The sequence below is a fragment of the Flavobacterium daejeonense DSM 17708 genome (assembly GCF_000425425.1).
GTDB classification, from domain to species: Bacteria; Bacteroidota; Bacteroidia; order Flavobacteriales; family Flavobacteriaceae; genus Flavobacterium; species Flavobacterium daejeonense.
This window is the reverse complement of the sequence record NZ_AUDK01000016.1, coordinates 38,339-64,159: the sequence shown is the minus strand read 5'-3', so window position 1 is coordinate 64,159 and position 25,821 is coordinate 38,339. Positions and strand designations below refer to the sequence as shown.

Annotated in this window: 17 protein-coding genes; 5 read left to right on the top strand and 12 right to left on the bottom strand. The window is 36.6% G+C overall.

Features of this window, described 5'->3' with window-relative positions:
* Positions 1–74 precede the first annotated feature (74 nt).
* From H599_RS0111950 to bioB, 4 genes are all read left to right on the top strand, one after another.
* Entirely contained in the window at positions 75–1,004 is a 930-nt protein-coding gene (locus H599_RS0111950) for a bifunctional riboflavin kinase/FAD synthetase (protein ID WP_026714355.1), read from the top strand.
* 113 nt (positions 1,005–1,117) lie between these two features.
* Positions 1,118–1,555: a hypothetical protein gene (locus H599_RS0111945; RefSeq protein ID WP_026714354.1), complete on the top strand. Its 438-nt coding sequence runs from the start codon at positions 1,118–1,120 to the stop codon at positions 1,553–1,555.
* A 70-nt stretch (positions 1,556–1,625) separates the two neighbouring features.
* Positions 1,626–2,063 carry a hypothetical protein gene (locus H599_RS0111940; RefSeq protein WP_026714353.1) on the top strand — a complete coding sequence of 146 codons (438 nt, stop codon included), beginning with the start codon at positions 1,626–1,628 and terminating at the stop codon, positions 2,061–2,063.
* Positions 2,064–2,158: 95 nt separating this feature from the next.
* Positions 2,159–3,244 (top strand): biotin synthase BioB, encoded by a 1,086-nt coding sequence (bioB, locus tag H599_RS0111935; RefSeq protein WP_026714352.1) that lies wholly within the window; start codon positions 2,159–2,161, stop codon positions 3,242–3,244.
* A gap of 48 nt (positions 3,245–3,292) precedes the next feature.
* Here the strand turns inward: bioB and H599_RS20330 are convergent, their stop codons facing one another.
* Positions 3,293–6,643: a glycine-rich domain-containing protein gene (locus H599_RS20330; RefSeq protein ID WP_155960778.1), complete on the bottom strand. Its 3,351-nt coding sequence runs from the start codon at positions 6,641–6,643 to the stop codon at positions 3,293–3,295.
* A gap of 265 nt (positions 6,644–6,908) precedes the next feature.
* Positions 6,909–10,895 carry a T9SS sorting signal type C domain-containing protein gene (locus H599_RS20325; protein WP_162174260.1) on the bottom strand — a complete coding sequence of 1,329 codons (3,987 nt, stop codon included), beginning with the start codon at positions 10,893–10,895 and terminating at the stop codon, positions 6,909–6,911.
* Positions 10,896–11,390: 495 nt separating this feature from the next.
* On the opposite strand from H599_RS20325, the gene H599_RS0111915 reads away from it, so the two are divergent.
* Positions 11,391–11,873, top strand: coding sequence for a regulatory protein RecX (locus H599_RS0111915; protein WP_026714349.1), 483 nt, complete (start codon positions 11,391–11,393; stop codon positions 11,871–11,873).
* Between the two features lie 104 nt (positions 11,874–11,977).
* On the opposite strand, the gene H599_RS0111910 is transcribed toward H599_RS0111915, so the two are convergent.
* From H599_RS0111910 to H599_RS0111865, 10 genes are all read right to left on the bottom strand, one after another.
* A complete protein-coding gene (locus tag H599_RS0111910; protein ID WP_026714348.1) occupies positions 11,978–13,132 on the bottom strand; it encodes a beta-ketoacyl synthase N-terminal-like domain-containing protein in 1,155 nt (384 codons plus the stop codon).
* 151 nt (positions 13,133–13,283) lie between these two features.
* On the bottom strand, positions 13,284–14,555 hold the full coding sequence (bioA, locus tag H599_RS0111905; RefSeq protein WP_026714347.1) for an adenosylmethionine--8-amino-7-oxononanoate transaminase: 1,272 nt from the start codon (positions 14,553–14,555) through the stop codon (positions 13,284–13,286).
* 31 nt (positions 14,556–14,586) lie between these two features.
* Positions 14,587–15,222 (bottom strand): dethiobiotin synthase, encoded by a 636-nt coding sequence (bioD, locus tag H599_RS0111900; RefSeq protein ID WP_026714346.1) that lies wholly within the window; start codon positions 15,220–15,222, stop codon positions 14,587–14,589.
* Between the two features lie 66 nt (positions 15,223–15,288).
* Positions 15,289–15,696, bottom strand: coding sequence for a putative signal transducing protein (locus tag H599_RS0111895; RefSeq protein ID WP_026714345.1), 408 nt, complete (start codon positions 15,694–15,696; stop codon positions 15,289–15,291).
* A 4-nt stretch (positions 15,697–15,700) separates the two neighbouring features.
* Positions 15,701–16,912: an aminotransferase class I/II-fold pyridoxal phosphate-dependent enzyme gene (locus tag H599_RS0111890; protein ID WP_026714344.1), complete on the bottom strand. Its 1,212-nt coding sequence runs from the start codon at positions 16,910–16,912 to the stop codon at positions 15,701–15,703.
* A gap of 63 nt (positions 16,913–16,975) precedes the next feature.
* Positions 16,976–17,257: a F0F1 ATP synthase subunit epsilon gene (locus H599_RS0111885; RefSeq protein WP_026714343.1), complete on the bottom strand. Its 282-nt coding sequence runs from the start codon at positions 17,255–17,257 to the stop codon at positions 16,976–16,978.
* 82 nt (positions 17,258–17,339) lie between these two features.
* Positions 17,340–18,851, bottom strand: a complete 1,512-nt coding sequence (gene atpD / locus H599_RS0111880; protein ID WP_026714342.1) for a F0F1 ATP synthase subunit beta — start codon at positions 18,849–18,851, stop codon at positions 17,340–17,342.
* 277 nt (positions 18,852–19,128) lie between these two features.
* Positions 19,129–22,014, bottom strand: a complete 2,886-nt coding sequence (locus tag H599_RS0111875) for a TonB-dependent receptor (protein ID WP_026714341.1) — start codon at positions 22,012–22,014, stop codon at positions 19,129–19,131.
* Between the two features lie 219 nt (positions 22,015–22,233).
* A complete protein-coding gene (gene glmS, locus H599_RS0111870; RefSeq protein ID WP_026714340.1) occupies positions 22,234–24,078 on the bottom strand; it encodes a glutamine--fructose-6-phosphate transaminase (isomerizing) in 1,845 nt (614 codons plus the stop codon).
* 9 nt (positions 24,079–24,087) lie between these two features.
* On the bottom strand, positions 24,088–25,800 hold the full coding sequence (locus tag H599_RS0111865) for a DUF4270 domain-containing protein (protein ID WP_026714339.1): 1,713 nt from the start codon (positions 25,798–25,800) through the stop codon (positions 24,088–24,090).
* Positions 25,801–25,821: the final 21 nt, after the last annotated feature.

Below are 25,821 nucleotides of genomic sequence, written 5' to 3'. Positions count from 1 at the left end.
CAAAAAAATAGAATCGGCTTGCGCTTAAATTTAATTCAGATAGTCTAAATTTGCACTACTATAAAATAATTGTTTTGAAGATTTTTCATTCTATAAAATATTTCAGTTCTCCTAAAAAAACCATCCTTACCTTAGGCACTTTTGACGGAGTTCATATTGGACATAAAAAAATACTTGAAAAAGTAATTCAAAACACCCTTGACGAAAGGTATGAAAGTCTGGTGTTGACTTTTTTTCCGCATCCAAGAATGATTTTACAGGAACGTTCAGAAATCAAATTACTCAATACAATTACTGAAAAAATTAATCTTCTGGAACAATTAGGAATTCAAAATCTGGTAATCCATCCTTTTGACGAAAGTTTTTCCAGACTGACAGCCGAAGATTTTGTAAAAAAAGTATTGGTTGATCAATTTAAAATTCACAAAATTATTATTGGTTACGACCATCGTTTTGGAAGAAACCGCACCGCCGATATTCACAATCTGATTGAATTTGGCGAAAAATACGGCTTTGAAGTCGAACAAATTTCTGCACAGGAAATCAACGATATTTCGGTAAGTTCGACCAAAATCAGAAATGCTATTCAGGAAGGCAATATGTATCTGGCGAACAAGTATCTGGGCTATGAATATTTCCTGACCGGAACGGTTATCAAAGGCAAACAACTGGGACGAACGATCGGTTTTCCCACAGCCAACCTCAACATTGAAGAAGATTACAAGCTAATTCCTCAAAAAGGTGTTTATATTGTGAGTAGCCAACTCAACGGTGAAAAAGTTTTTGGAATGATGAATATCGGACTCAATCCTACCGTTGGTGGCGAAAAACTGTCGGTAGAAATTCATTATTTAAATTTCAACGCTGATTTATACGACCAACAAATCAGTGTTTCTATCCTGAAACGCATTCGTGGCGAAGAAAAATTTGATTCTGTAGATTTATTAAAAGTACAAATTGAGAAAGACAAAATTCAAACCCTTTCTTACCTGGAAAATCTTTAGAATTAATAAAAAACAGCTACTTTTTTTACAATAACTCCTGTATTTTCCGTAAATTTGATAGACAATACCCTGTTTATCAAACTATTATTTTTTAACCCTAAAAAATTAAGCGTATGAAACTCTCAAAAGAATTTTACAATGGAGTTATTATTTTTATAGGTATTGCTCTTTACTTTTTGTTGATGGAAGCGCTTCACCTTTCTAATGTTTACTTCTTGCGATTATTTAACATTGTTTTTGTTTATTATGGTGTAAACAGAACCCTGAAATCTAATTTTGCAGCAGGCAAAACTAATTTTGCCGACAACGCCATCTCGGCATTATTAACTGCATTATTTGGTGTATTTTTAAGTATTTCAGGCTTAGTTGCCTATATCTACGCCAAAGGAGGAGACGACTACATTAAAACCTTATCGGATACATTATTATTCGTAGGAAGCCCTTCCGTAATGACCTATAACATTTCTTTACTTTTTGAAGGAATTGTATCGGCGGTAATTGTTACTTTCTCACTGATGTTATTTTGGAAAAAGAAATATCCTTCAGACTAGAAAACAAAGTACAGAATATCTAAAACCAACCATTTTTTAAAATTAAACCATTAATTTTAATCCTGCCAAAATGAAACCACCTAAAGAAATCACTAACGGATTTATCATCTTCATTGCCATTGCTATTTACTTTTTACTCATGGAAGCATTAGGCTTAGCACATTTATTTTATTTACGATTTTTAAACATTCTTTTTGTTTTTTACGGAGTTAACCGAACCATTCAGATGAACCTCATCGAAGGAAAGAAAAAATTTGTTTCAAATGCCGTATCAGCACTATACACCTCCGTAGTTAGTGTTTTTTTGAGCATCATCGCACTGGTCATTTACAGCTATTTACAGGGCGGCGATGCCTTTGTACGGTCATTATCCGAAACTTTCCTTTTTGGCGGAAATCCATCAATTGATATGTACTCCATTTCATTATTGTTTGAAGGACTTGCCTCATCGGTAATTGTAACCTTAATGCTAATGCTGTATTGGAATAATCGATTTTCAACTGATTAAAAATTCAACTTCTTTCTAATCCATCCTTTTTAAAGCGATTGCATTGTCATTTTGAACAATTTGACTACTTTTGAGCCATCAAAAAAAACAGTACAATGAGTATTACAAAACACAATTGGACAAAAGAAGAAATTATCGCTATATATAATAAACCTATGATGGATTTGCTTTTTGAAGCAGCTTCAATTCATAGAGAATATCACGATCCAAATGTGGTTCAGGTGTCTACTTTATTATCTATCAAAACAGGAGGATGTCCGGAAGATTGTGGGTATTGCCCTCAGGCAGCACGTTACCACACTAAGGTTGAAGGAAATGATTTAATGTCGGTAAGTCAGGTAAAAGCTCAGGCTTTGCGTGCTAAAGAAAGTGGTTCTTCCCGTGTATGTATGGGAGCAGCCTGGAGAAACGTTAAAGACGGACCTGAATTTGATCAGGTTTTAGAAATGGTGCGTACCATTAATAAACTGGACATGGAAGTATGCTGTACGCTTGGTATGCTTACTGAAAATCAGGCACAACGTTTAGCCGAAGCCGGATTATACGCCTATAACCACAACCTAGATACTTCTGAAGAATATTATAAAGAAGTGATTTCAACGAGAGGATTTGAAGACCGATTAGAAACTATTGAAAACGTTCGTAAAACCAATGTTACGGTTTGTAGCGGAGGAATCATCGGAATGGGAGAAAGTATTGAAGACCGCGCCGGAATGTTAGTGGCTCTTTCTACCTTAAATCCGCAACCGGAATCTGTGCCAATCAATGCCTTAGTTGCCGTGGAAGGGACACCGTTAGAAGAAGAAAAACCAGTAGAAATTTGGGAAATGATTCGCATGGTGGCTACTACCCGTATCGTGATGCCGGAAACTCAGGTGCGTCTTTCAGCAGGAAGAATGAATATGAGTCGTGAAGGACAGGCAATGTGCTTCTTTGCCGGTGCAAACTCCATTTTTGCCGGAGATAAACTTTTAACTACGCCAAATCCGGATGTTAATGAAGACATGAAAATGTTTGAAATGCTTGGTTTAAACCCACAAAAACCATTTACAAAAATCTCTCAGCCAAAAACGGTTGAAGCAGAAGATTCTCAATTTGCTTCCTTAGGCGAAAAACCAAAATGGTCACGCCCGGGACACGTAATTGAACGAAATGTTGAAGCTTCTGTCAAAGAAAAATAATAACAACGAAAAAAATCCATTAGAAATACCTAATGGATTTTTTTTGCTTTAATAAATTATTTTCCGGTTTACTTTTTTACCATTTTCTAATTCAAGCTGCACAATTAAAGCCGCATGATTGACAAACAAATTCCGAACAACTGTACTATTAGCATTAATAACAGAATTAGAATAAACTAAGCGTCCTGAAAAATCATAAACAGCAACGGTATTTATTAATGAATCTGCACTATTAATGGTAATCGTTTTGTCTTTTACAGCAATCACTACTCCCGCAACTTCAGTATCAACTGTGTCTTCCTCCACCGCATTCTTATCCTGATAAAACAATAGAAAACGGTCGTTAAAAATTCCTTTTTCAGTGGTAAAAACGTAAGGCTCCTTCAAATCGTGCCATACATTCAGCATTTTATCTTCTAAAAATACTTTTTGCGAAGCCAACTTCCCATCAGCATGGTCAATACTAATTTGAAATTCACCCACAATAGCCGTTTTATAGCCTAAAACAATGCTATCTTTTTTCTGAAAAGGCAAAGCTCTTCCCTGAATAGAAAAATTTGCCCCTTGGTTAACACTATAAAAATCAACATACTGGTTTCCGTCATAACTTACACCATCAAAACTCCCTTCATATCCGTTGGTCGCTCCAGTTATATACCCGATTAAAGTTTGCTTAAAAGCGCCCTGAGCATTGGATAAATTCAGCCAAAGTCGGTTTTTCTCTAATGCTTTAGCAGATTTTGCAGCAGTTGTCATTTTAAAAAACTGCGAATTATCAATTACTACATCACCAACAAGACGCATACTATTATTAAAAATAATTGCTCCGCCCTTAGTTGTGGGCGCAAAAAAGCCCTGTCCTGCGGCTATTTTCCCTGTTGGTTCACTTAAATTATTATTATCATTTGGATCATTTTCATCATCATCCACAACAGCCGCATGGGTTGCTACACCTCCGGTACGATTATAGGCAGCATAATCACTGCTTGTATAATTGTAAATTGCAGGGTCATTCCCCGGAAAAGTACCAACATTGTCACTTGGTGGTGAATTATGTGTCCAAAAATAAAGTGTTCCTTCTAAAACTCTGTCCTCTGGATCGAGCTCTAAATCCGAATTTATATTCAAAAACGCATCGGCATCAATGGCAGACGGATAAGGATTTCCGAGAAGATACACTTTATTACCTTCTAAAGTTTTAGTAATTTCTCCATTATTTGGTGGTCCTTCAAACTTAGGATTATAATCAATGGTCGCAGCGGTGATACTAAAAGTTTGCGGTGCGCGGATAATATAACCTTCTCCCGGCTCCATAATCTTATTTCCATTATAATGAATCACCCAACCTGTATTAGGATTGTAACTATAATATTTATCCGCTAAAGTAGTTGGCGAAAGCTTTTTTAATGTCTGCCTTTCAACTGGAGAAGACCAATAGGTAAAATCATAACGCTTTACAGGTTTCGTATATCTTTTGTAAATTATTTCACCAGAATTCTCACTATCATCATTTATCTGAACCAAACTGGCATTGTTTTCAAAAGTTAAAGAACCTCCATCCTCCACCACTAATTCATTGCGAAGTTTCATATACCGTCCTGATTTTATTTCCACATCAGCTCCTGAGTTCACCTGACAGGAACAGGCTTCAATACTTTCATCTTCATCATAATCCGATTCAAAAATCACTTTCTCTTCAATGGTAGGCACTCCAGAATCCCAGGAACCATTCCATGTTCTTACAACAACCGAAGATTCCATCGCAATAGTAGCTATTTCCGAGATGCAGCCGGAAGGATATTTTGCAGTTATACTATAATCACCAATAGGCACCAAAGTAAAAACCCCACTGGTATTTGAATAATCAATTCCGTCCCGGCTATAACTAATACCGGCAGCCGGAGCGGGACTCGTTACCGTAATTGTTCCTGTATTTACCAAACAAGTAGGCTGCAAGGTAACAGATGTCGTTGGAGCCGGAATATTTAAACTGACTGCCAATGTACTCGCAGTCGAATTACCACATTCATTAACCGCTACCACACTTATATTGGCAGCAGCAGTACCAACAGTAAGCGTTATCGAATTCGAATTTTGTCCCGAAGTAATAGCCCATCCTGAAGCCGTATCGACAGTCCAAGTATAAGATAAAGCATTAGCAACAGTTGCTATGCTATAAGTTTGTGAAGTATTTCCAGCACATTGACTATTATAACCACTTATCGTTCCCGGTTGAGCAGGCACAGTATTCACAGTCAAATTAACATATTGATTACTAATATCCGTAAAACAATCAACAGAAGTTAATCTTTTGACAGTTATTCTGCTTACACCTGCCGCTGTTAATCCGGTAGCGGTAAAAGCCCCTGTTCCGGCTGTTTCGACTACCATAGTAGCGGTAAGTCCTGTAGCCTCTGGAACACTTCTGTCATAAGTTACCGTATAAGTCCCAACCGGCAATCCTTCCGCAGTTGCATTCAATGTAATTACAGCAGTTCCAAAAGTAGTACAGGTACTTGCAGCAGAAACACCGGAAACACTGTACGTTGGACAGGTATACGTTACTTTTATTTGACCGTCCCCGCCTTTTCCTCCTGTACTCGCTGCAATATTACCATTTATAAGCCCCCCTAAAACACCATTAACAACACCTACTCCTACAGCTCCACCACCTCCACCTCCAGGCACACTACCCGGAAAACCCGGATTATCAGGAGACAATAATAAATCAATAATATTTTGTGAATTTCCAGCTCCCCCTGCTCCCCCATTAGTTACAGCTACTCCTCCATTTTTCCCAGCAGTATTATTCCCATTTGTAGCAGTTCCTGCACTACTTCCACCGCCACCACTAATATTCGCTTCAATAACCAAAGGAATAAGCGAAGCTCCTAGTAAATATGCAGTCGCACCATTTCCTCCTTTATAATCACCTGCCGCTCCTCCGATACCACCAGTGCCATATTGAATTAATGAAGTTCCCCCTTGCCCTCCTGCTCCACCATTAGCAGAAATAGTAGAAAAAATAGTAGCACCTCCAGTCGAACCATTAATACTTGCTGTAGAACCTCCAGATCCTCCGGATCCAACAGTATAAAAAACTTTTACATTATCCTTATCAACACCTACTATTACCGTTCCTTGTTTAAAAGCACCACCACCACCACCACCTGCAGCCGATAATGTATTATTAGACCCACCGCCACCGCCACCGGCTCCCCAACATTGAACAGACAAACTAGTAACACCAGCCGGCACTTCTAATGTACCTGAAGAAGTCAACGTTTTAGTCGTTTGACTAAATAAAAAAAAGGATTGAAAAAGACAAAGCAACAATAACAAACCAGTATATACCGGCTTTTGTAGCAAGGATTGAAAAGTAAAAAAATTTGGACGCATACCCCTTCAATAAAAAAAATAGACAAACCGCCGGATACCTTATATCCGGTTGGGTGTGACTTTTTGGGGGTAAAAAAATCCGTACTAAAAGTAGGTAAAAAATCGATTAAATACAGTTTTTTGCTGTTAAAATACAATTATGCCTTAAAAAAATTATTGTTTCCAATGCAAACAATCGCTAAACCAATAGCTTATGAAATATTCTAAACCAAAAAATCCCGATTACAAACTGCAATCGGGATTTTTGAAACTATTTCTTAATTGACTAATAAATCACTTTTCGACTCAAGCCTGACCCATCTGACAAAACTATTTTAATCACCAAAACCTGATGACTGGATATTAATTGTTGAATCACTAATTCATTCGAATCAATATTATCTTTTTGATACAAGTTTCCTCCTGAAACATCATAGATAACAACTGTTTTTAAAGCTCCAACTGTCGAATTCACAGTAATTACTCCGTCCTTAACCGAGGCTACAACTTCATTACTTAATTCTTCCGACGCAACTGGTGCAGCAACTTCCTCTACCACATTTTTATCTACATAACGCAATATAAAACGATTATTAAAGACTCCCTTAGCTGTTGTAAAAGTGTAAGCCCCTTTTCTTAAATCATGGAGTATATTCAGTGTTTTATCTTCTAAAAATACATTCTGAGTTTCTAAAACACCATCGGCATGGTCAATACTTATTTGAAAATCACCCACAATTGTTGATTTATACCCTAATGCCACACTGTCTTGTTTTACAAAAGGCAAAGCTCTACCCTGAATAGCCAAATTTACCGCATTATTCACACTATAAAAATCAACAAATTGGTTTCCATCATAAGTTACTCCGTCAAAACCGGCATCATAATTATTAGTAGCTCCATCAATATAACCTATTAACATTTGCTTATAAGCACCTTCTTTATTAGTTAGATTCAGCCAAATACGGCTTTTTTTAATTTCAACTTCAGCTTTAATAGTTGTTTTAGAAGTGCTTCCCAATTTATAAAACTGTGAATTATCATAATTAGGTTGTCCTTCGGTATATCTCATCGCATTATTAAATAGTACTGTTCCTCCTGTTGTACTTGATGGTGCAAAAAAACTTTGACCTGCTGCTATTTTTCCAGAAACGCCAACACCTCCTGTTTTATTATAAATAAAATAATCATTTGCAGTGTAATTATAAATAGCATCTCCTGCAATATCTTTACTTGGTGATGTATTATGAGTCCAAAAATAAAGCGTACCTTCTAATGAAGCTGAATTTGCAGCAATAAACTTATCTGCATCAATAGCTGAAGGATAAGGATTCCCTACAAGGTTTACTAAATTAGGGAGCACATCATAAGAAACTAATCCATTATTAGGCACCCCAACAAACTCAGGAGCTGTATCAACAGCCGGCACAGTAATACTAAATGTTTGTGGCGCTCTAATAATATATCCGCGTCCCTTTTCCATTATAGCAGCTCCATAATATTCTATTTTCCATCCCGAAGTTGGATTATAGCTATAATATTTATCAAAAAGTGTATTGGGAGACAAAGCCTTTAGAGTTTGTCCCGCAACAGGTGATGACCAATAGGTAAAATCATAGCGTTTTACAAAACCAGTATGACGATGGTAATTGATATTTCCTGAGTTTACAGCAGCATCATTCATTTGAACTAAACTAGCATCGTTTTCGAAAATTAAAGATGCTGTGTTGGCAACTTCAACTTCATTCTCAATTTTTAAAGTACGTCCGGATTTAATAGTAACAATTGCCGACCCAGTTACTTGACAAGAACAACCCTCTACATCTGCATCATTTTCGTAATTAGTAGCGAAAACTAACCTTTGGTTAATCGCAGGAGTCCCATTACTCCATCCGGTTGACCAGGTATTAGTAACCGGAGCAATAATAACAACAGTCACTGTACCAGAAACACAACTTCCATTATCAATTGCAAAATAATAAGTTCCCGGCAAAAGTCCTGAAATAACTTGTGTCCCACCTCCTGTAATTGCATAACTATCACTTCTATATCCTGTCTGAACAATAGTCCCTGATGAAGGCAACCCACTCAAAGGCACACTTCCTGTAGGCACTGTACAGGTTGGATTTGTTGGTGTACCTGCTGTTGGAATCGTTGGAAGAGGATTAACAACAATCGTTCCTGTAGCACTAACATTTCCACATCCTCCTGTTAGAGGAATACTATAATTAAAAGTACCTGATTCGGTAGGAACTCCAGTAATAGTAATTGTATTAGAAGCCCAAGATACTGTAACTCCTGCCGGCAAATTACTGGCTATCCCTATTCCTGTTGCCCCGGTAGTAGTATGTGTAACATTAGTCATAGTAGCATTAACACATAATATTGGATTTGATGAGGCTTCACTTACTGTATTATTATCATTCACAGTTACAGTTGCAGAAGCACATGAAGTTGTATTACAAGTTCCTTCATATCTAACAAAATAAGTTGTTGTTGAAATTGGCGAAACAGATATACTGTTTCCTGTCCCTAGTAAAGTCCCACCACAAGAACCCGAATACCATTTAGCAACAGCCCCTGTACCAGCTGTTCCTCCACTTAAAGTCAAAGTTGTAGAATCACCACTACAAATAGTCGTTGTTCCAGTGATACTTGTTGGCGCAACAGAATTGCTATTCACAGTTACCGTTGCACTAACTGAAAGTGTGTTCGAACAATTGGGTGTACTTTGATAAACCACACTAACTAAATTATAAACAAAATCACCTGCGGATGCTGTTGAAACCGCTACATTTGTTGAACTATTTCCTCCTCCTGCAACATTTACCGTTTGATTTGTTCCTTCATTTATGTTATAAGTTATGGTTATAGCAACTGTTTGAGGATTCGTAAATGTAATATTTGGAGACGAAGCACCAACACAAACAGTTGTTGTACCACTTATAGTAGCAGTAGGTATTGGACGAACAATTAAATTAGCTCCGGGATTTGCAAAATCACTCGTTCTTGTACAAGTTGCATTCGAAATAGAAACTAAAGTATAACCTGTATTCGATGTGGGATTATCCCCCGGAGTAAAGCTATAAGGTGCTGCAGATGGAATTGAAACAGTATATTGAACAGAAGTAGCATCGTTTTTATAAGTAATACTATAAGGCGTCGAAAAAGTAGCATCTTCAGCGTCAAAAGTCAGTTGCGGACTACCACCGGCACAAATAGTAGTTGCCGAAAAACCATTATAGACATTATTAGGTAAGTTATTAACAGTTAGCACACCCGTTGCATTAACACTTCCACATCCTCCTGTTAAAGGGATACTATAATTAAAAGTGCCCGTTTGCGTAGGTGTACCGCTGATAGTAATGGTATTTGACGACCATGACGCAGTAACTCCTGTTGGTAAACCAGAAGCAGAACCTATTCCAGTTGCTCCAGTTGTGGTATGGGTAATATTGGTTATTGCTGTATTTACACATAAAGTTGGACTCGATGAAGCTGAACTTACTGTATTATTAGCATTTATAGTCAAAGATTTAGTTGTCGAATTGGTACAAGTACCATTAGAAACTGTATAAACAACAGTTACTGAACCAGCTGATAAACCTGTAACAACTCCTCCAGATGTAATGCTAGCTGTTCCTGTTCCATTTGTAATTGACCATGTACCTCCAGAAGTAGCATTTGTAAATGCTGATGTTGACGTATTAACACATACTGTTGTTGCTCCTCCTTCAATAGCTGCCACGGTAGAAAGAGAATTAACTTTTACTGTAACTTGTCCATAAGTAGCTTTACCATCGGTTCTAGTCATAGTTACACTATAAACACCTCCACTTGAAGCAGTAGCAATAAATGTTGGGTTTTGTGACGTACTTGTAAAAGAGTTAGGTCCAGTCCAAGAGTAAGTAAAACTACCATTTGGTGGAGGTGTTGCAGTTAAATTAATTGAACTTCCAACGCAAACTGGTGAATTTGAATAAGCCGCACCAGTACCTCCCAAAATATTAATATCGTCAAAACCTACTACTCCAGAAGAACCCTGGCAGGCTGCTATATTTTTTGTACCGATATAAATCCTATCACTTCCAGTGCAGCCACCTCCGTTACCTCCATTAGGATACAAAGCACCACCATTAGTAAACTCTATCGACGAGCCTTCTGGCAATGTTAATCGTTTATTAGCCATAGAAAAATCAAGAGTTGCATTATTGATAATAATTCTAAGCGGCCCTAATGAACAACTACCTATCAAATTTAAGTCTTGATCCATTGTTAATTTTGTCGTAGCAGAACCATTACCTATACTAATAGTAGTATATCCCACAAATGTGCTACAACTATAACTAGAAGCGTTAACATTTCCTGTTATTGTATATGTTTGTGAAAACCCTTCAACAAAAAAAAACAAAACAATAAAAAATATAAAAAAAGATTTCTTAGGTAAAATTAGTCTCATAAGATATTTATTTGGAGCAGGCACAAACCTTAAAACTTTAATCCTCAACTGATAAAAACAGTAATTACGAGGCAAGATTAATTGTATTTTTTTATTCGAAAAACTAAAAACGTTGATGTACTTATTTTCTCGTTGAAGTACATTTTTCCTCTCAAACCTCTTTATTCATAAGGCTTTAACATGCAAAATTTCATATCTAAGACCGTAATTTCTAATTTGGTTTTTCCACAGAAAAAACAGCTATTTCACAGACAAAAACATACTTTTTACCGAAAACAAGTATCTTTATGACGAATAATTGCAATAAAAATGAAAGACGTTTTTTCCATTAAAGAAGCCGTTCAAAAAATCGAACATTACTGCGCCTATCAGGAACGTTGTCATGAAGAAGTAATTCAAAAATTACGAAGCATGAAAATGAATTCGGAAGAAATTAACCAAATTATCCATCAATTGATTAGCGATAATTTCCTTAACGAAGAACGTTTCGCCTGCAGTTTTGCCCGAGGAAAACACCGCATTAAACATTGGGGGAAAATCCGAATTACTAATGAATTAAAATTCAGAGGGATCAATCAAACAATAATTAATACCGCTTTAAAAGAAATCAGCCCCGAAGAATACTACGAAACTTTCGAGACTTTAGCCAATAGAAACTGGGAATCCATTCGAGAAACAAATGCACTCAAAAAAAGAAAGAAGTTCTGTGATTTTATGCTTCGAAGAGGCTTCGAAAGCAATCTTGTTTATGAGAAAGTCAGGGAGTTGGAAAATGATACAACAGAAGAATAGATTTCTTTCGCAAAGACACACCAAGAAAAACACCAAGATACACGAAAAAGAAATCACTTGGCGACGCTTTGTGAAATCTTAGCGAAGCTTTGCGTTACAACTACCTAAACTGACAACAAAACACTCACCGCGTTTCCACCGAAACCAACTGCATTTACCAATACTTTTCGAATAGGTTTTGTTTGTGTTTGCGCTTTCGCAAAAGGAACTCCAATAAACTGATTGTGTTGCAGCATCAAAATGGCCAATTCTACACTCAATATGCCCGAAGCACCAAAGGTGTGCCCGATTTTCCATTTATTCGTAGTCAGCAACGGCAGCTTTTCTCCGAAAATTTTCTGAATTGCTTTGTATTCTGTTAAATCTCCGGCCTTAGTTCCCGGAGCGTGCATTACAATCGCATCTACCTCTTCAGGATTTATATTTTGCAAAGCCATTTTCATCGATTTTTGAAAACAAATCGCTTCTGCCGAAATAGAAATATTGTGTTCCAAAATTTCGGTAGCATAGCCAACACCTTCCACAAAAGCCAGAGCATTGTCCTTTTTTCCCAGCTCTAAACAGGCAACAGCAGCTCCTTCCCCTAAAATCATTGAATTCAATTTCTTATCAAAATTCAAGGCCTGATTTGGATAAGCTTCGTCACTATGCGAATAGATTTTTAAAGCTCTCATTTGAGCGATAGTAAAATCGGTTAAAGGTGCTTCACTACCTCCAACAAGAAATTTATCAGCCATCCCAGAACGCAACCAAGCCACACCATTTAAAAGCGCGTGCAAAGCCGTAGAACAGGTTATCGAATGCGAAATTTCAGGACCTGTACTTTGCAAATCATGTCCCACCCAGGAAGAAATATTTCCTAAAGTTGTAGTAGGCGAAGCCAATGTTTGCGATTTTCCTGTCTCTAAATATTCCTGAAAATGTCTTTCAAACAAATCGGTCGCTCCACGCGAAGAACCGATATTTATTCCAAAAACAGAATCGGTATCCCATCCTGCATTTTTAACAGCCTGTCGCGATGCAGCCATGGCATACAAAACCGATTTATCCAAAGTCTTGTATTTAATATCGGAATGTTGCAAGTCCGAAACTATTTTTTGAGATTCTTCATCCAAAACTGCTACCAAAGTCTCCTGATTATCCAATTGCGTTTTAGTAAAACAATGTTTTGGTGAAAGGTACTTTTCCCAAATATTTTTAGAATTATTTCCTAATGGAGAAATAGAGGCTAAGGCGGTTATTGATATAATTTGTGACAAGAGTATTTTTTTTAATGCAAAGGTCGCAAAGTTATTTGTAAAAACAGAAACTATTTAAACACGAAGAACACAAAGAAAGAACTAGGCTCACAACACAACATTATTAAAATTGTGTTCTAGTGCCTCCTTTGTGAATCTTTGCGGTTAAACCTTAAACTATTTCTAGTGCTTTTTCGACTACTTCATAGATTTTATCTAATTGAGCATCACTGATAATATATGGAGGTAAAATATAAACAATATTTCCAACCGGACGCAGAATAACGCCATTTTCGATAAAGAAATTATAGAGTTTGGTTCGCATTGAACCATAATACAATTCCTCTCCTTCTTTCTTTATTTCCAAGGCAAAAATAGTCCCTAGAACCCGGGTCGTGGTTACCTTTGGATGCTTTTTAATATATTCCTGAAAATCCAAATGTTTTTGATTCACCCGAACCAAATTGGCTTGCATTTCGGAAGTTTGCAACAATTCCATACTGGCTAATGCAGCAGCACAACCCGTTGGATTTGCGGTAAAAGTATGTCCGTGAAACAAGGCTTTATTGATGTCTTCATCATAAAAAGCCTCAAATATTTCCTGAGTAAAAGTAGTAATCGCCATCGGGATGGTTCCTCCGGTTAATGCTTTTGACAAACACATCATATCTGGAATTTCCGTGCAATAATCCATAGCAAAGGTTTTTCCAGTTTTTCCAAAACCTGTCATAACTTCATCAGCAATTGTCAAAACATCATTTTGTCGACATATTTTTATAAGCTCATCCAAAGCTTCGGGTACATACATCACCATTCCCGCGGCGCCTTGTACCAAAGGTTCAAAGATAAATCCGGCACAATTATTTTCTGAAATGACTCTTCTTAAAGTATCAAAACTAAGTTGTTCCTTTCCTTTCACCGGAACCGGAATACGCACCACATCAATAAACATCCCCTGAAAAGCCTGGGTATAAAAGGAAATTCCGCTGGCTGCCATCGCCGCAAAAGTATCGCCGTGAAAAGCATCCTCAAGTGCGATAATCGTGGTTCGTTTTTCGCCTTTGTTATAAAAAAATTGCAAAGCTACTTTAATAGCCACTTCCACCGAAGTAGAGCCATTATCCGAAAAGAATATTTTCTGTTGATTTTCAGGTAAAATTTGCATCAGCTTTTCAGCTAAAACAACTGCTGGTTCATGAGTAAACCCACCAAAAAGCACGTGTTCCAAAGTCGTTAATTGCTTATAAATAGCATCGGCAATAAATTTATTGGAATGCCCAAACGGATTTACCCACCAGGAAGCAATCGCATCAATATATTCTTTTCCATTTTCGCCCCAAAGCAAAGCTCCTTCACCTCTGTTTATAGCAATAGGCAACTGAGCCGTTTTATGTTGGGTATATGGATGCCAAAGGTATTGGCTGTCTTTTTCGGTTAATGTCATTTCAGATTTTTACAATTGAGATTGCCATTGATTATTGAAGTTGCAACAGCTTTTCCCGAAACAAATCGGCGAATTCGCGAATTACATTTTTGTCGAAGTAAGGCTCTTCTTCAATTCTTCCGAGGCAGTTTAATCCTGTTTTTTTCAAAATAATCGACTCCGAAGATTGATTTTCTTTGCCGTTAAAAAGAATTCCGGCAATGGCAATTTTTCGGTTTTGTAAAGCCTCAATTGTGAGCAGCGTATGATTGATACTTCCCAAATAATGACGGGAAACCACAATCACCTTATAATCCGGCTGAATCAAATCGATTATCGTTTCATTATCATTAATTGGAACAAAAATCCCTCCAGCACCTTCAATTACCAAATGATTATCCTCCCGATAGCTATCGGGATTAGGCTCTTTAATGTTTTTTAAATCGATAGTAATTCCATCAATTGCTGCCGCCAAATTCGGACTTGCAGGCGTTTTTAACGCATAACTATTCGGATGAATTATAGTTTTCTCATTCGACAAATAGGCCTTTATTTTATGACTGTCAGAAGTATCTAAATCTCCCGCCTGAATCGGTTTCCAATAATCAGCCTCTAAGGCTTCCGTTATTATTGCCGAAGCTATCGTTTTGCCTACATCGGTTCCGATTCCTGTTATAAATAATTTCATAGTTTTTTGTTTCGCAAAGATTCACAAAGTTAAAAGAAGATTCGCAAAGAGTAAGCGCAAAGTATTTTAATTAAATTCAAATTTACACTTCACACATTTGTATTTATGTTTTGAATAAAAAGGTAATGAACCTAAAAATATGGAGAAGACAAATGCAAAAAGCGATTTAAAATCTTTTATAGAAGTAACCCGGTCAATTTCTTCTGCACCACAATTTGGACATTTCATCAACTGACAGGCATCATCTAACGAATATTCGGAAACTTGAGAAATGATTTCCATTGCTTTTGAATAATTATCTTTATAGACAAACAGTTTTACTCCACCAATAGCATTACTATACAAAGGATTGGCATCTACGGTATTATTATCACGCATAAAAACAGCTATTCCTTCAGCTTCTAATTTACCTTTAAGAATTATTGCTTCTGATGAATATTGATACCTTCCAATTAATTCAAAATAATCTTCCATAGTTTTAAAAAACAAAGTTACTTAACAACTGCAATACTTCTGTTATTTCCTCTTTCGAATTAAAGGCATGCAAACAAAATCGTAATCTTTCCTGTCCTTCCGGCACAGTTGGTGAAAGTATGGGTTTTACGTCAAAACCTTTTTCCTGAATTTGTTTGGCAATCCATTTCACTTTTTCATTTCCTGGAATAATAGCCGATTGTATTGCCGATTTGCTTCGGACAAAAATTTGTTTTAATCCCAATACATTCTTTTGCTGATTAAAGTGAATAATATTTTCCCTTAACAAATGAATATTATTTTGTTCAGTTTCCAATTGCTGATAAGCAACTAAAATTGTCGCAACAGCATGTGGAGATAATCCTGTTGTATAAATAAAACTTCGGGCAAAATTGACCAAATAGTTTTTTAATTCCTGACTTCCTAAAACAGCAGCACCATGACATCCCAAGCCTTTTCCGAAAGTCATAATTCTAGCAAAAACCTTTTCCTGCAAGGCAAACTGCTGAACCAATCCAGATCCATTAATACCAAAAACTCCCAAAGCATGCGCTTCGTCAAAAACTAAGTAACAATTGTATTTTTCAGAAACAGCAATCAACTCTTCGATATTGGGACAATCTCCATCCATTGAAAAAACAGATTCGGTAACAATGTAAATAGTTGTGAGTTGTGAGTCCCGATAGCTATCGGGATGAGTTATGGACTGCTGTTGAACTTCATCCGGCGTGATTTCGTTTTTTTTAAAACGTAAAATAAGTCTTTCCAGGTCTTCAAAATCATTGTGTTTAAATTTATAGGATTTCGCATTGGAAAGCTGAATTCCGTCACGAATGGAAGCATGACATAATTCATCATATAAAATCAAATCTCCTTTTTGCAGCACCGAACTAAAAAAACCTACATTGGCATCATATCCTGAATTAAAAATCAATGCCGACTCCGATTGATGGAATTGCGCAATATAGTTTTCTGCTTCTTGATACACGGAATGATTTCCAGAAATTAACCTTGAACCTGTGGCTCCATTTTGGGTAAAATTATTCGCTAATAAATACTGATGCACAGCATTAAAAATCGATTCTGATTTTGAAAAACCTAAATAATCATTGGATGCAAAATCAACTAAACCATTAGGTTTTGGCAACTGCCGCAAGGCGTTATTCATTATTCTTGCCTCTAACTTTGCTTTAAGATTGTTGGGTAATTTTTTCATAAAAACAAAAGTAAAAAAAAACGCCAAGCAAAGCTTGACGTTTTTATGTTAACCTAAATTGTCTTAGTCAGCTAAAACAATTACTTTGTTGTCTTTCATTTCAATAGTTCCTGAAGAAATAGCCAACGTATAGTTTTGATCATTTACTTTAGTAAACAATGCTGCTGCTTCTTTGTTAAACTTAAAACTAGGAGCTGTAATTTTTACAGTTCCTTTTTGAAGTAAGGAAACTATTGGAGCGTGATTGTTTAAAATTTGAAAACTACCATCCACACCCGGTAAAGTGATTGATGTAATTTCTCCTTTAAACAAAGATGCCTCTGGTGATACTATTTCTAAAATCATATTCTTTTTAGTTAATAGTTGATGGTTGATGGTTGACGGTTGTTTTTTTTCAAACAACTAACAACTAACAACTAACAACCAATTATGCTTCTGCCAACATTTTTTCTCCAGCCTCGATAGCTTCTTCGATAGTTCCTTTAAGGTTGAATGCTGATTCTGGCAAGTGATCTAATTCACCGTCAATAATCATATTAAATCCTTTAATAGTATCTTTAATATCAACTAATACTCCCGGGATACCTGTAAATTGCTCCGCTACATGGAAAGGCTGAGACAAGAAACGTTGAACACGACGTGCTCTTGATACCGCTAATTTATCTTCTTCAGATAACTCTTCCATACCTAAGATAGCGATGATATCTTGTAATTGTTTGTATTTTTGAAGAATCTCTTTTACTCTTTGTGCACAGTTATAGTGATCATCACCTAAGATGTGTGGAGTTAAAATTCTAGAAGTAGAATCCAATGGATCTACCGCAGGATAAATACCTAACTCAGCAATTTTACGAGACAATACAGTTGTAGCATCTAAGTGCGCGAAAGTTGTAGCCGGAGCCGGGTCAGTTAAGTCATCCGCAGGAACGTAAACCGCTTGTACAGATGTAATAGATCCTTTGTTTGTAGATGTAATACGCTCTTGCATTGCACCCATCTCAGTTGCTAATGTTGGTTGGTAACCTACCGCAGATGGCATACGACCTAAAAGTGCCGATACCTCAGAACCTGCTTGTGTAAAACGGAAGATATTATCAACGAAGAATAATACGTCTTTTCCTTGGTCAGATCCTGCTCCATCACGGAAATACTCAGCAATAGATAATCCTGAAAGTGCTACACGAGCACGAGCTCCAGGTGGCTCATTCATTTGTCCGAAAACGAAAGTAGCTTTAGACTCTCTCATTCCTGGCAAATCTACTTTAGACAAATCCCATCCTCCGTTTTCCATAGAGTGCATGAATTCCTCACCGTATTTAATAATTCCTGACTCTAACATCTCACGAAGCAAGTCATTTCCTTCACGTGTTCTTTCTCCTACTCCTGCGAATACTGAAAGTCCACCGTGACCTTTTGCAATATTGTTAATTAACTCCTGAATCAATACTGTTTTACCTACTCCGGCACCACCAAACAATCCAATTTTACCTCCTTTTGCATAAGGCTCAATCAAATCGATTACTTTAATACCTGTGAATAAAACTTCAGAAGATGTAGATAAATCTTCGAATTTTGGTGCCTGACGGTGGATTGACATTCCGTTTTCACCTGTTTTAGGTAATTCTGGTAAACCATCGATAGCATCTCCAACAACGTTGAATAAACGTCCGTAAACATCTGCTCCAATCGGCATTTGAATAGGATTTCCTGTTCCTATTACTTCATAACCTCTGCTCAAACCATCTGTTGAATCCATCGAAATGGTACGAACAGTATTTTCACCAATGTGAGATTGTACTTCTAGGATTAATTTAGTACCATCTTTTTTTACGATTTCTAATGAATCATAAATTTTTGGAAGTTCAACATCCTTACCGTTGAAAACAACGTCAACTACCGGGCCAATGATTTGGGCAACTTTTCCTATTACTCTAGACATTACTTATGTATTTATTAAACAGCTATTTAGGTTTATGAAATACACACCTTTAAAATTTACTGTTTAGGTGTTTTTTCAGAGCGCAAAGATAATTTTTTAAAATAAAAAATCAACAATTTTATTTAAAAAACATAAAAAAATAAAACCAACCCTAAAAACCGCTTTAAAAACCACTTCTGAGAGCCATATTACCTTAAAACAATCAGATATGATTTTGGAACAATTATCAATTTTTTCAAAAAATATAGAAATTTCGTTTTTCCAAACCCTCCAAAAACTACGGATTTACCGTCCAGGAAACAAAATACTGCTGCCCGATTAATCCCGCTCCTAAAACCTGCATATATTCTTTTCCTCCAATATTAGAAGCCGCAATTTTCAAAGTCGATTTGAGCGAAGGGATTCTGTAATTCATTTGGGCATCAATAACCGTAGCCGATTTTACCATACCATCAATCATTGAAGACTCCCATTTATAATCAGAATTCCATCGACCGCTGATGTTAAATCCAAAATTTTTAAACAATTCTTCATTGCCTAAAGAAATTTTCGCTCTGTGTTTTGGCGTATTAAAACCAGCTTCAAAACTTGGATCTTTTGCCTGATCAAAATCAAACTCAGCATAATTATAATTCATTCCCACTTCAAAATTTTCATACACTTTTCGCGAAAGCCCAACACCTATCCCAAATGATTTAATTTCTACATTTGTATTAGTATACAACTGATAAACTCTATAATTACCATTTGCCAAAGCGTGTAAAGACTGCACTTCAGGATTTGTACTATAAGTAGGCGCTCCGGAAGCAAAATCAAAAGTATTAGACGCCTTTCCATACAAAGGCGCAATTGCATTTGCATTTCCTATAAAATTATTATAAATGTTATAATAAGCACTAATATCAATTATCACCTCTTTAACCCTAGAACGATAACCCAATTCAAATGCTTTCACTTCTTCTGGTCTCACATAATTAATAGCTGTTTTTTGTAATAAAGCTGCTGCTCCGGGTGTATTTCCGGGATTAGCAGCAGCAAAGGCAGCAAAAGCCTGCACCGAGCTTGCCGTATAAGAATTATTATAAGCCTCATTTCCCGTCATAATAGCCGAAGTCCCAGCGGCATAAGATTGCCCGACAGCTGTACTAACCGGTAATATTTCCGAATATCGGGATAAATTATCCGGAGCTGAACCAATTAAAACTGCATTTCCAATATTAAAACCTATATATTGATCCTGAGTAGTTGGATTTCTAAAACCGGTTTGAAACGAAGCTCTGAAATTATGTTGCTTATTTTCACCAGCTGCGTAAACCAATGAAAGTCTTGGCGAAAAATTACCATCAAAATTTTGCGATTTATCATAACGTATGGAACCTGTAAATTTCAAACGCTCCTCCATAAACTTTTTCATCAATTGTGTATAAGCCCCGTACTCATTATAATGAATTGGTCCATTGTCGTCCGTATAAATTCTTCCGTGAGAATTCAATTGATATTCTCTAAACGAACCTCCAATTTGAATTTCAGCAAATTTGATTAAATCTTTAAAATTATAATTTGCATCCGAATGGTAAATTTTAGAATTATCTACTAATCTCGAGCCCGTCAAAACATCAGGTTCAGCAATAACACTATTAAAAGCTGCTTTGAAAGCCGCAGTTCCCGGCATCAACCTGCCTACATCAGCCTGAGCTCTCGCATAAGCATGTGCGCCGGCAGCATTATTATACAAAGGACTCGACGGATTCCCATAAACCCCGGCATAATTTGCCGCATAAGTCCCAAACCAGATTTCATCCGATTTCCAGGCTCTGTTTACATTAATCCCTGTAAAAAGCATATCATAGGAATTCCCTCCATCTTCAGAAGTGGTATACCCTCTTAAGAAAAAGTTCTTCCCTTTGAATTCTAATTTATGTTGTTGCATAAAAAAGTTATTCAGATAATAACGATTCGCTCCCTGATAAACCGCATTCCCAAAACCAAACTTACTCAACCAGATAATTTCAAAATTCTCATTTCCAAAAGGTCTGAAATGAAGCGCCAAATCTATTTTAGTATTACTCGCTTTATTATCGGTCAAATCGACTTCGTTGTATCCGGTTCTGGACACATTTTCCTTAGGCAAATATTCAGCAAAACCACTTGGCAAACCCGCAGCAGCCCAGGCACCGCTCGCAACCATTTTTTGACCTACATTATAAATATTGGTACTCACCTCATCTCCATATACATTCACTCCGTCGTAATTAGGATTGGTTCTGTCTCTGCCTGCAACAAATCGATCATGATAATCAGTTGCATACCAATCAGTACCTCTCATGTAAGTAAAATTAGCTTTGGCAGCAAAATGTTTATCAAAAGCATGTGCCATACGAATTCCATAATCCACAAAATCATTAGTTCCGGCCGCTTTTTGACTCGTTTGTCCGTATTTTACATAAGCGGTAATTCCCTGATAATTAAACGGACTCTTGCTATTCATAAACAAAATTCCGTTAAATGCATTCGCCCCATACAAAGCCGAAGAAGCTCCCGGCAGTAATTCCACACTTTGCACATCGATTTCAGAAATACCAACCATATTTCCCAAAACAAAATTCAATAAAGGCGAAGAATTATCCATTCCATCCACCAATTGCATAAAACGCGTATTAGCTACCGTGGCAAAACCACGGGTATTAATTGATTTAAAAGTCAAACTACTGGTATTCATTTGTACTTCTTTCAGATTTTCCAAACCGTCATAAAAAGTTGCCGAAGCCGTTTTCTTCACATCCGAAATCCCCATTCTTTCAATAGTAACCGGCGATTCAAAAATCCGTTCCGGAGTTCTGGAAGCCGAAACTACAATTTCATCCAACACATTTTGCTCTTCTTCAAGAAGAATCCCGATCAACTGTTTTTTAGAAGCTACAGTAATTTTTTTGGTTTTAAAACCCACACTACTCACTTCAAGCTCATAAGGAAAACGCAAAGACGTACTTAAAAGAAACCTTCCATCGCTGTCAGTTACTGTCGCAGCAGTTTCACCAACAACACGAATATTAGCACCTACAACTGGCAAATTGTTCTTTTCAACAATTGAACCTTCAACTGTATTTTGAGCAAAATTTACGCTACAAAAAAGCAGAAACAAGAAAAATAGATAAGATTTCATAATTGGTTAAGTTTATGATTTGGACTACTAAAATAATACTAATTTTAGCAAAATAATAATATAAAGCCCTCTATTTAGAAATTCACTCAAAGAAAACCAACTTCCTTTATCAAATTACCAATTCAAAACCATTGACAACCTGCTTGTTTATCTAAAAATCACAAACAAAAAAAGCGAGACTTTCATCCCGCTTTTCTAAAAAATATGTTTTTATATAAACTATTCTACCGTTACTGATTTTGCCAGGTTACGTGGCTGATCTACATTACAATCTCTATAAACCGCAATGTAATAAGACAATAACTGCAGTGGAATTGTCGTAATCAAAGGCGACAACGCATCCGAAGTTTCCGGAATTTCTATGATATAATCGGCTAATTCCCTAACCTGAGTATCTCCTTTAGTTACTACAGCAATAATTTTTCCGCTTCTGGATTTAATCTCCTGAATATTACTTACAATTTTATCATAATGTCCCTGTTTCGGTGCAATAACAACCACCGGCATCTGCTCATCAATCAAAGCAATAGGACCGTGTTTCATTTCGGCGGCCGGATAACCTTCCGCATGAATATAAGAGATCTCTTTTAATTTCAAAGCTCCTTCTAAAGCTACCGGGAAATTATACCCACGACCTAAATACAAACAATTTGGTGCATCTTTGAAAGCAGCTGCAATTTCTTTAGCTCTATCGATAGTTCCCAAAGCTTCTTTTACTTTCTCGGGAATCAATTCTAACTCCAACAAATACCTGTGGAAATCAGAATGTGACAACGTTCCTTTGGCTTTTGCCAAACGCAATGCCAACATGGTCAATACTGTAATCTGAGTAGTAAAAGCCTTTGTTGAAGCCACTCCAATTTCAGGTCCGGCATGCGTATAAGCACCAGCGTGTGACTCTCTGGAAATCGAAGAACCAACCACGTTACAAACTCCAAAAACAAAAGCACCTTGTTCTTTAGCCAACTTAATAGCCGCCATCGTATCGGCAGTTTCACCTGATTGCGAAATCGCAATAATCACGTCACTGCTCTTAATAATTGGATTTCTATACCTAAATTCAGAAGCATATTCTACTTCTACCGAAATTCTTGCAAATTCCTCGATAATATATTCCGCCACTAAACCGGCATGCCAGGAAGTTCCGCAGGCAACAATGATAATTCTGTCGGCATTCAGGAATTTCTCTAAATGATCTTCCACTCCTGACATCTGAATAATACCTTTATCAGCATGCAAACGTCCTCTGTAAGTATCTTTGATTACACTTGGTTGCTCGTAGATTTCTTTTAGCATAAAATGATCGAAACCTCCTTTTTCAATTTGCTCCAAATTCATCTGAAGCTCCTGAATATAAGGATCCACCAAACTATCATCTTTAATTTTTCTGATTTTGATTGGCTTTTTCAAACTAATATTAGCCATTTCTCCATCTTCCAGATAAACCGCATTAGAAGTATATTCGATAAAAGGAGAAGCATCCGAAGCAATAAAATACTCTTCTTCTCCAACTCCTATTGCCAAAGGACTTCCCAAACGAGCTGCCACAATTTCATTCGGATTTTTAGTATCAAAAACAGCAATCGCATAAGCTCCAACCACCTGATTTAATGCCAACTGAACTGCTTTTCCTAATTTTATTTTTTCTTTCTTCTGAACTTCTTCAATCAAATTAACCAATACTTCGGTATCCGTATCCGAATGAAAAACATAACCACGCTTGATTAACTCTTCTTTTAAAGGAGCGTAATTCTCTATAATTCCGTTGTGAACAATAGCTAATTCACCGGAATTAGAAAGATGCGGATGTGAATTCACGTCATTCGGAACTCCATGAGTCGCCCATCGCGTATGCCCAATTCCAATTGTACCCTTGGTACTAATTTGCTTTGCAGCTAACTCTTCCAGGCTGGCTACTTTTCCTTTGGTTTTACAAACTTTAATCGAACCATCATAAACCATTACTCCGGCACTATCATATCCACGATACTCCAGCCTTTTCAAACCTTTGATAACAATAGGATAAGCTTCTCTATGACCTATATAACCAACTATTCCACACATATAATTCTATTAATTCGGTTTTGTGTAATATATTTCTAATTTTAATCTTTTGTCATCCGGAACGGAAGAGTTTCCACCGTGCAACACCACTCCCATCGGACTCATTACCGAAGCCTGAGGTACTTTAGACAATACTGTTCCGCTTGGCGTCCCATCGGATAAAACTACTGATGTACGCAACTTATTCATGGCACTGTTATTAATATCTTCAGTAACTACCACTCCTAATTTAACATTGGTGGAATCAGCATTTCTTATTAAGTTTTTAATCTGATTCGTAATTCTGATTTTATAAGTGTAATCACTTATTTTCGTTTTATCTAACAATCCATTGTAAATTAACAATCCGTTTTTAGCATTCGTACCAGTTGTTCCATCATACAAATAATCCAAAACCGTAGTCGCATTCGTCAAGTCATACAAATAAACTCTGCTCGGTATTCTATTGGCTCCCATTGCCGTATGGTCCATGTGAAAAACCAAATTAGCTTCATTCACTAACTTTTTCTTTCCAGTTACAGGATCTTTACGTCTTAATTCGTCCAATTGATCCGGAACTCCATTAGCGCCGGAAACTTCATTTCCGTTTTCATCATAACTTAAAACATCCGCCTTGTCAAAAAGATCTAAAACAGCCATTGCCCCTTCTCCTCCTTTTAAATACAGTTTTTCATCTCCCGAAGTCGTATTCGGATTGGTAACAGCGGTTTCATAAGTTGTATTATTACTATTTGATAACAAATTTACAGTATTACCAGTCAAATTAAGGACAATAGATTTAAGAACTCTTTTAACCTTATCAACATCATTACCATTCTCGTCTTTTTCAGTATAATGATAATCTTCTTTATAATTAATAGTAACCGTACCTGTTTTAAAATTCATCATAGCCAACTGACCCGGATAGGAACCAGATTTTTCAACTTTAAAATACAATCCTCTAAAATAATTTTTAAAAACATCGTTAGTAACCAATACACCAGATGCTGCCGCATCAATAATTCTTGTTTGGAAATAACTTTTATTCAAAGCCAATTGCATAGCAGGAGCTGTACGGGTTGTTGTTTTTGTTTCTACACCATCTGTTGTAGTTGTGGTAGTTTTTCTTATTTCATTTCCATCAAAGAAAAATTCATCATTTTGAGAAACTATACTATCATTCAACAATGTCGTTTTTTTCAAGCCATCAAAGTCACTTCCTTGATTAGTGTAATATTTTTGCGCCTCTAAAAAACCCGTTGCAGGATCTAAATCTCTCATAAAATAACCACTCTCATAGATACTCAATTTTATTTTCCCTGTTTCAGGACCATAAACAGAATCCAAAATATAAGTATTATCACCTTCAACCTCATTCACTGCGTTGTAATCAATATGACTAAAATAAGGAATTGACAAAACTACATTATCAACCAAAGGATTCAAACTCATATCTATTGTTGGATTAGGAGAGTTCAAAACGACCTGAGTCACAAAACTTGCCGTAGTAGTCCCAAAAACAGCGTCTTCATAAACACCTAAGGCATTAACCGGCAAATTACTGGATTGCACCCCTCCGACTTTATGATTGTATGAAAGCACATTATAACTTTCACTTTGCAAACCAAAATGTTCGTCTCCAATTAAATCACCACCAATGGAGTTATAATCTTTATCACAGGATGCCAGAAAAACAACAGTTATAAATAATAGAATGATCTTAAAAAAAGAAGTATTACGCATATTAAATACCTAAAAATTGAG

Bases quoted from the DNA above. Each gene is read 5' to 3' on its own strand.
- H599_RS0111945 (WP_026714354.1), top strand. From the start codon at position 1,118: ATGAAACTCTCAAAAGAATTTTACAATGGAGTTATTATTTTTATAGGT.
- H599_RS0111940 (WP_026714353.1), top strand. From the start codon at position 1,626: ATGAAACCACCTAAAGAAATCACTAACGGATTTATCATCTTCATTGCC.
- bioB (WP_026714352.1), top strand. From the start codon at position 2,159: ATGAGTATTACAAAACACAATTGGACAAAAGAAGAAATTATCGCTATA.
- H599_RS20330 (WP_155960778.1), bottom strand. From the start codon at position 6,643: ATGCGTCCAAATTTTTTTACTTTTCAATCCTTGCTACAAAAGCCGGTA.
- H599_RS20325 (WP_162174260.1), bottom strand. From the start codon at position 10,895: ATGGATCAAGACTTAAATTTGATAGGTAGTTGTTCATTAGGGCCGCTT.
- H599_RS0111915 (WP_026714349.1), top strand. From the start codon at position 11,391: ATGAAAGACGTTTTTTCCATTAAAGAAGCCGTTCAAAAAATCGAACAT.
- bioA (WP_026714347.1), bottom strand. From the start codon at position 14,555: ATGACATTAACCGAAAAAGACAGCCAATACCTTTGGCATCCATATACC.
- bioD (WP_026714346.1), bottom strand. From the start codon at position 15,222: ATGAAATTATTTATAACAGGAATCGGAACCGATGTAGGCAAAACGATA.
- H599_RS0111895 (WP_026714345.1), bottom strand. From the start codon at position 15,696: ATGGAAGATTATTTTGAATTAATTGGAAGGTATCAATATTCATCAGAA.
- H599_RS0111890 (WP_026714344.1), bottom strand. From the start codon at position 16,912: ATGAAAAAATTACCCAACAATCTTAAAGCAAAGTTAGAGGCAAGAATA.
- H599_RS0111885 (WP_026714343.1), bottom strand. From the start codon at position 17,257: ATGATTTTAGAAATAGTATCACCAGAGGCATCTTTGTTTAAAGGAGAA.
- atpD (WP_026714342.1), bottom strand. From the start codon at position 18,851: ATGTCTAGAGTAATAGGAAAAGTTGCCCAAATCATTGGCCCGGTAGTT.
- H599_RS0111875 (WP_026714341.1), bottom strand. From the start codon at position 22,014: ATGAAATCTTATCTATTTTTCTTGTTTCTGCTTTTTTGTAGCGTAAAT.
- glmS (WP_026714340.1), bottom strand. From the start codon at position 24,078: ATGTGTGGAATAGTTGGTTATATAGGTCATAGAGAAGCTTATCCTATT.
- H599_RS0111865 (WP_026714339.1), bottom strand. From the start codon at position 25,800: ATGCGTAATACTTCTTTTTTTAAGATCATTCTATTATTTATAACTGTT.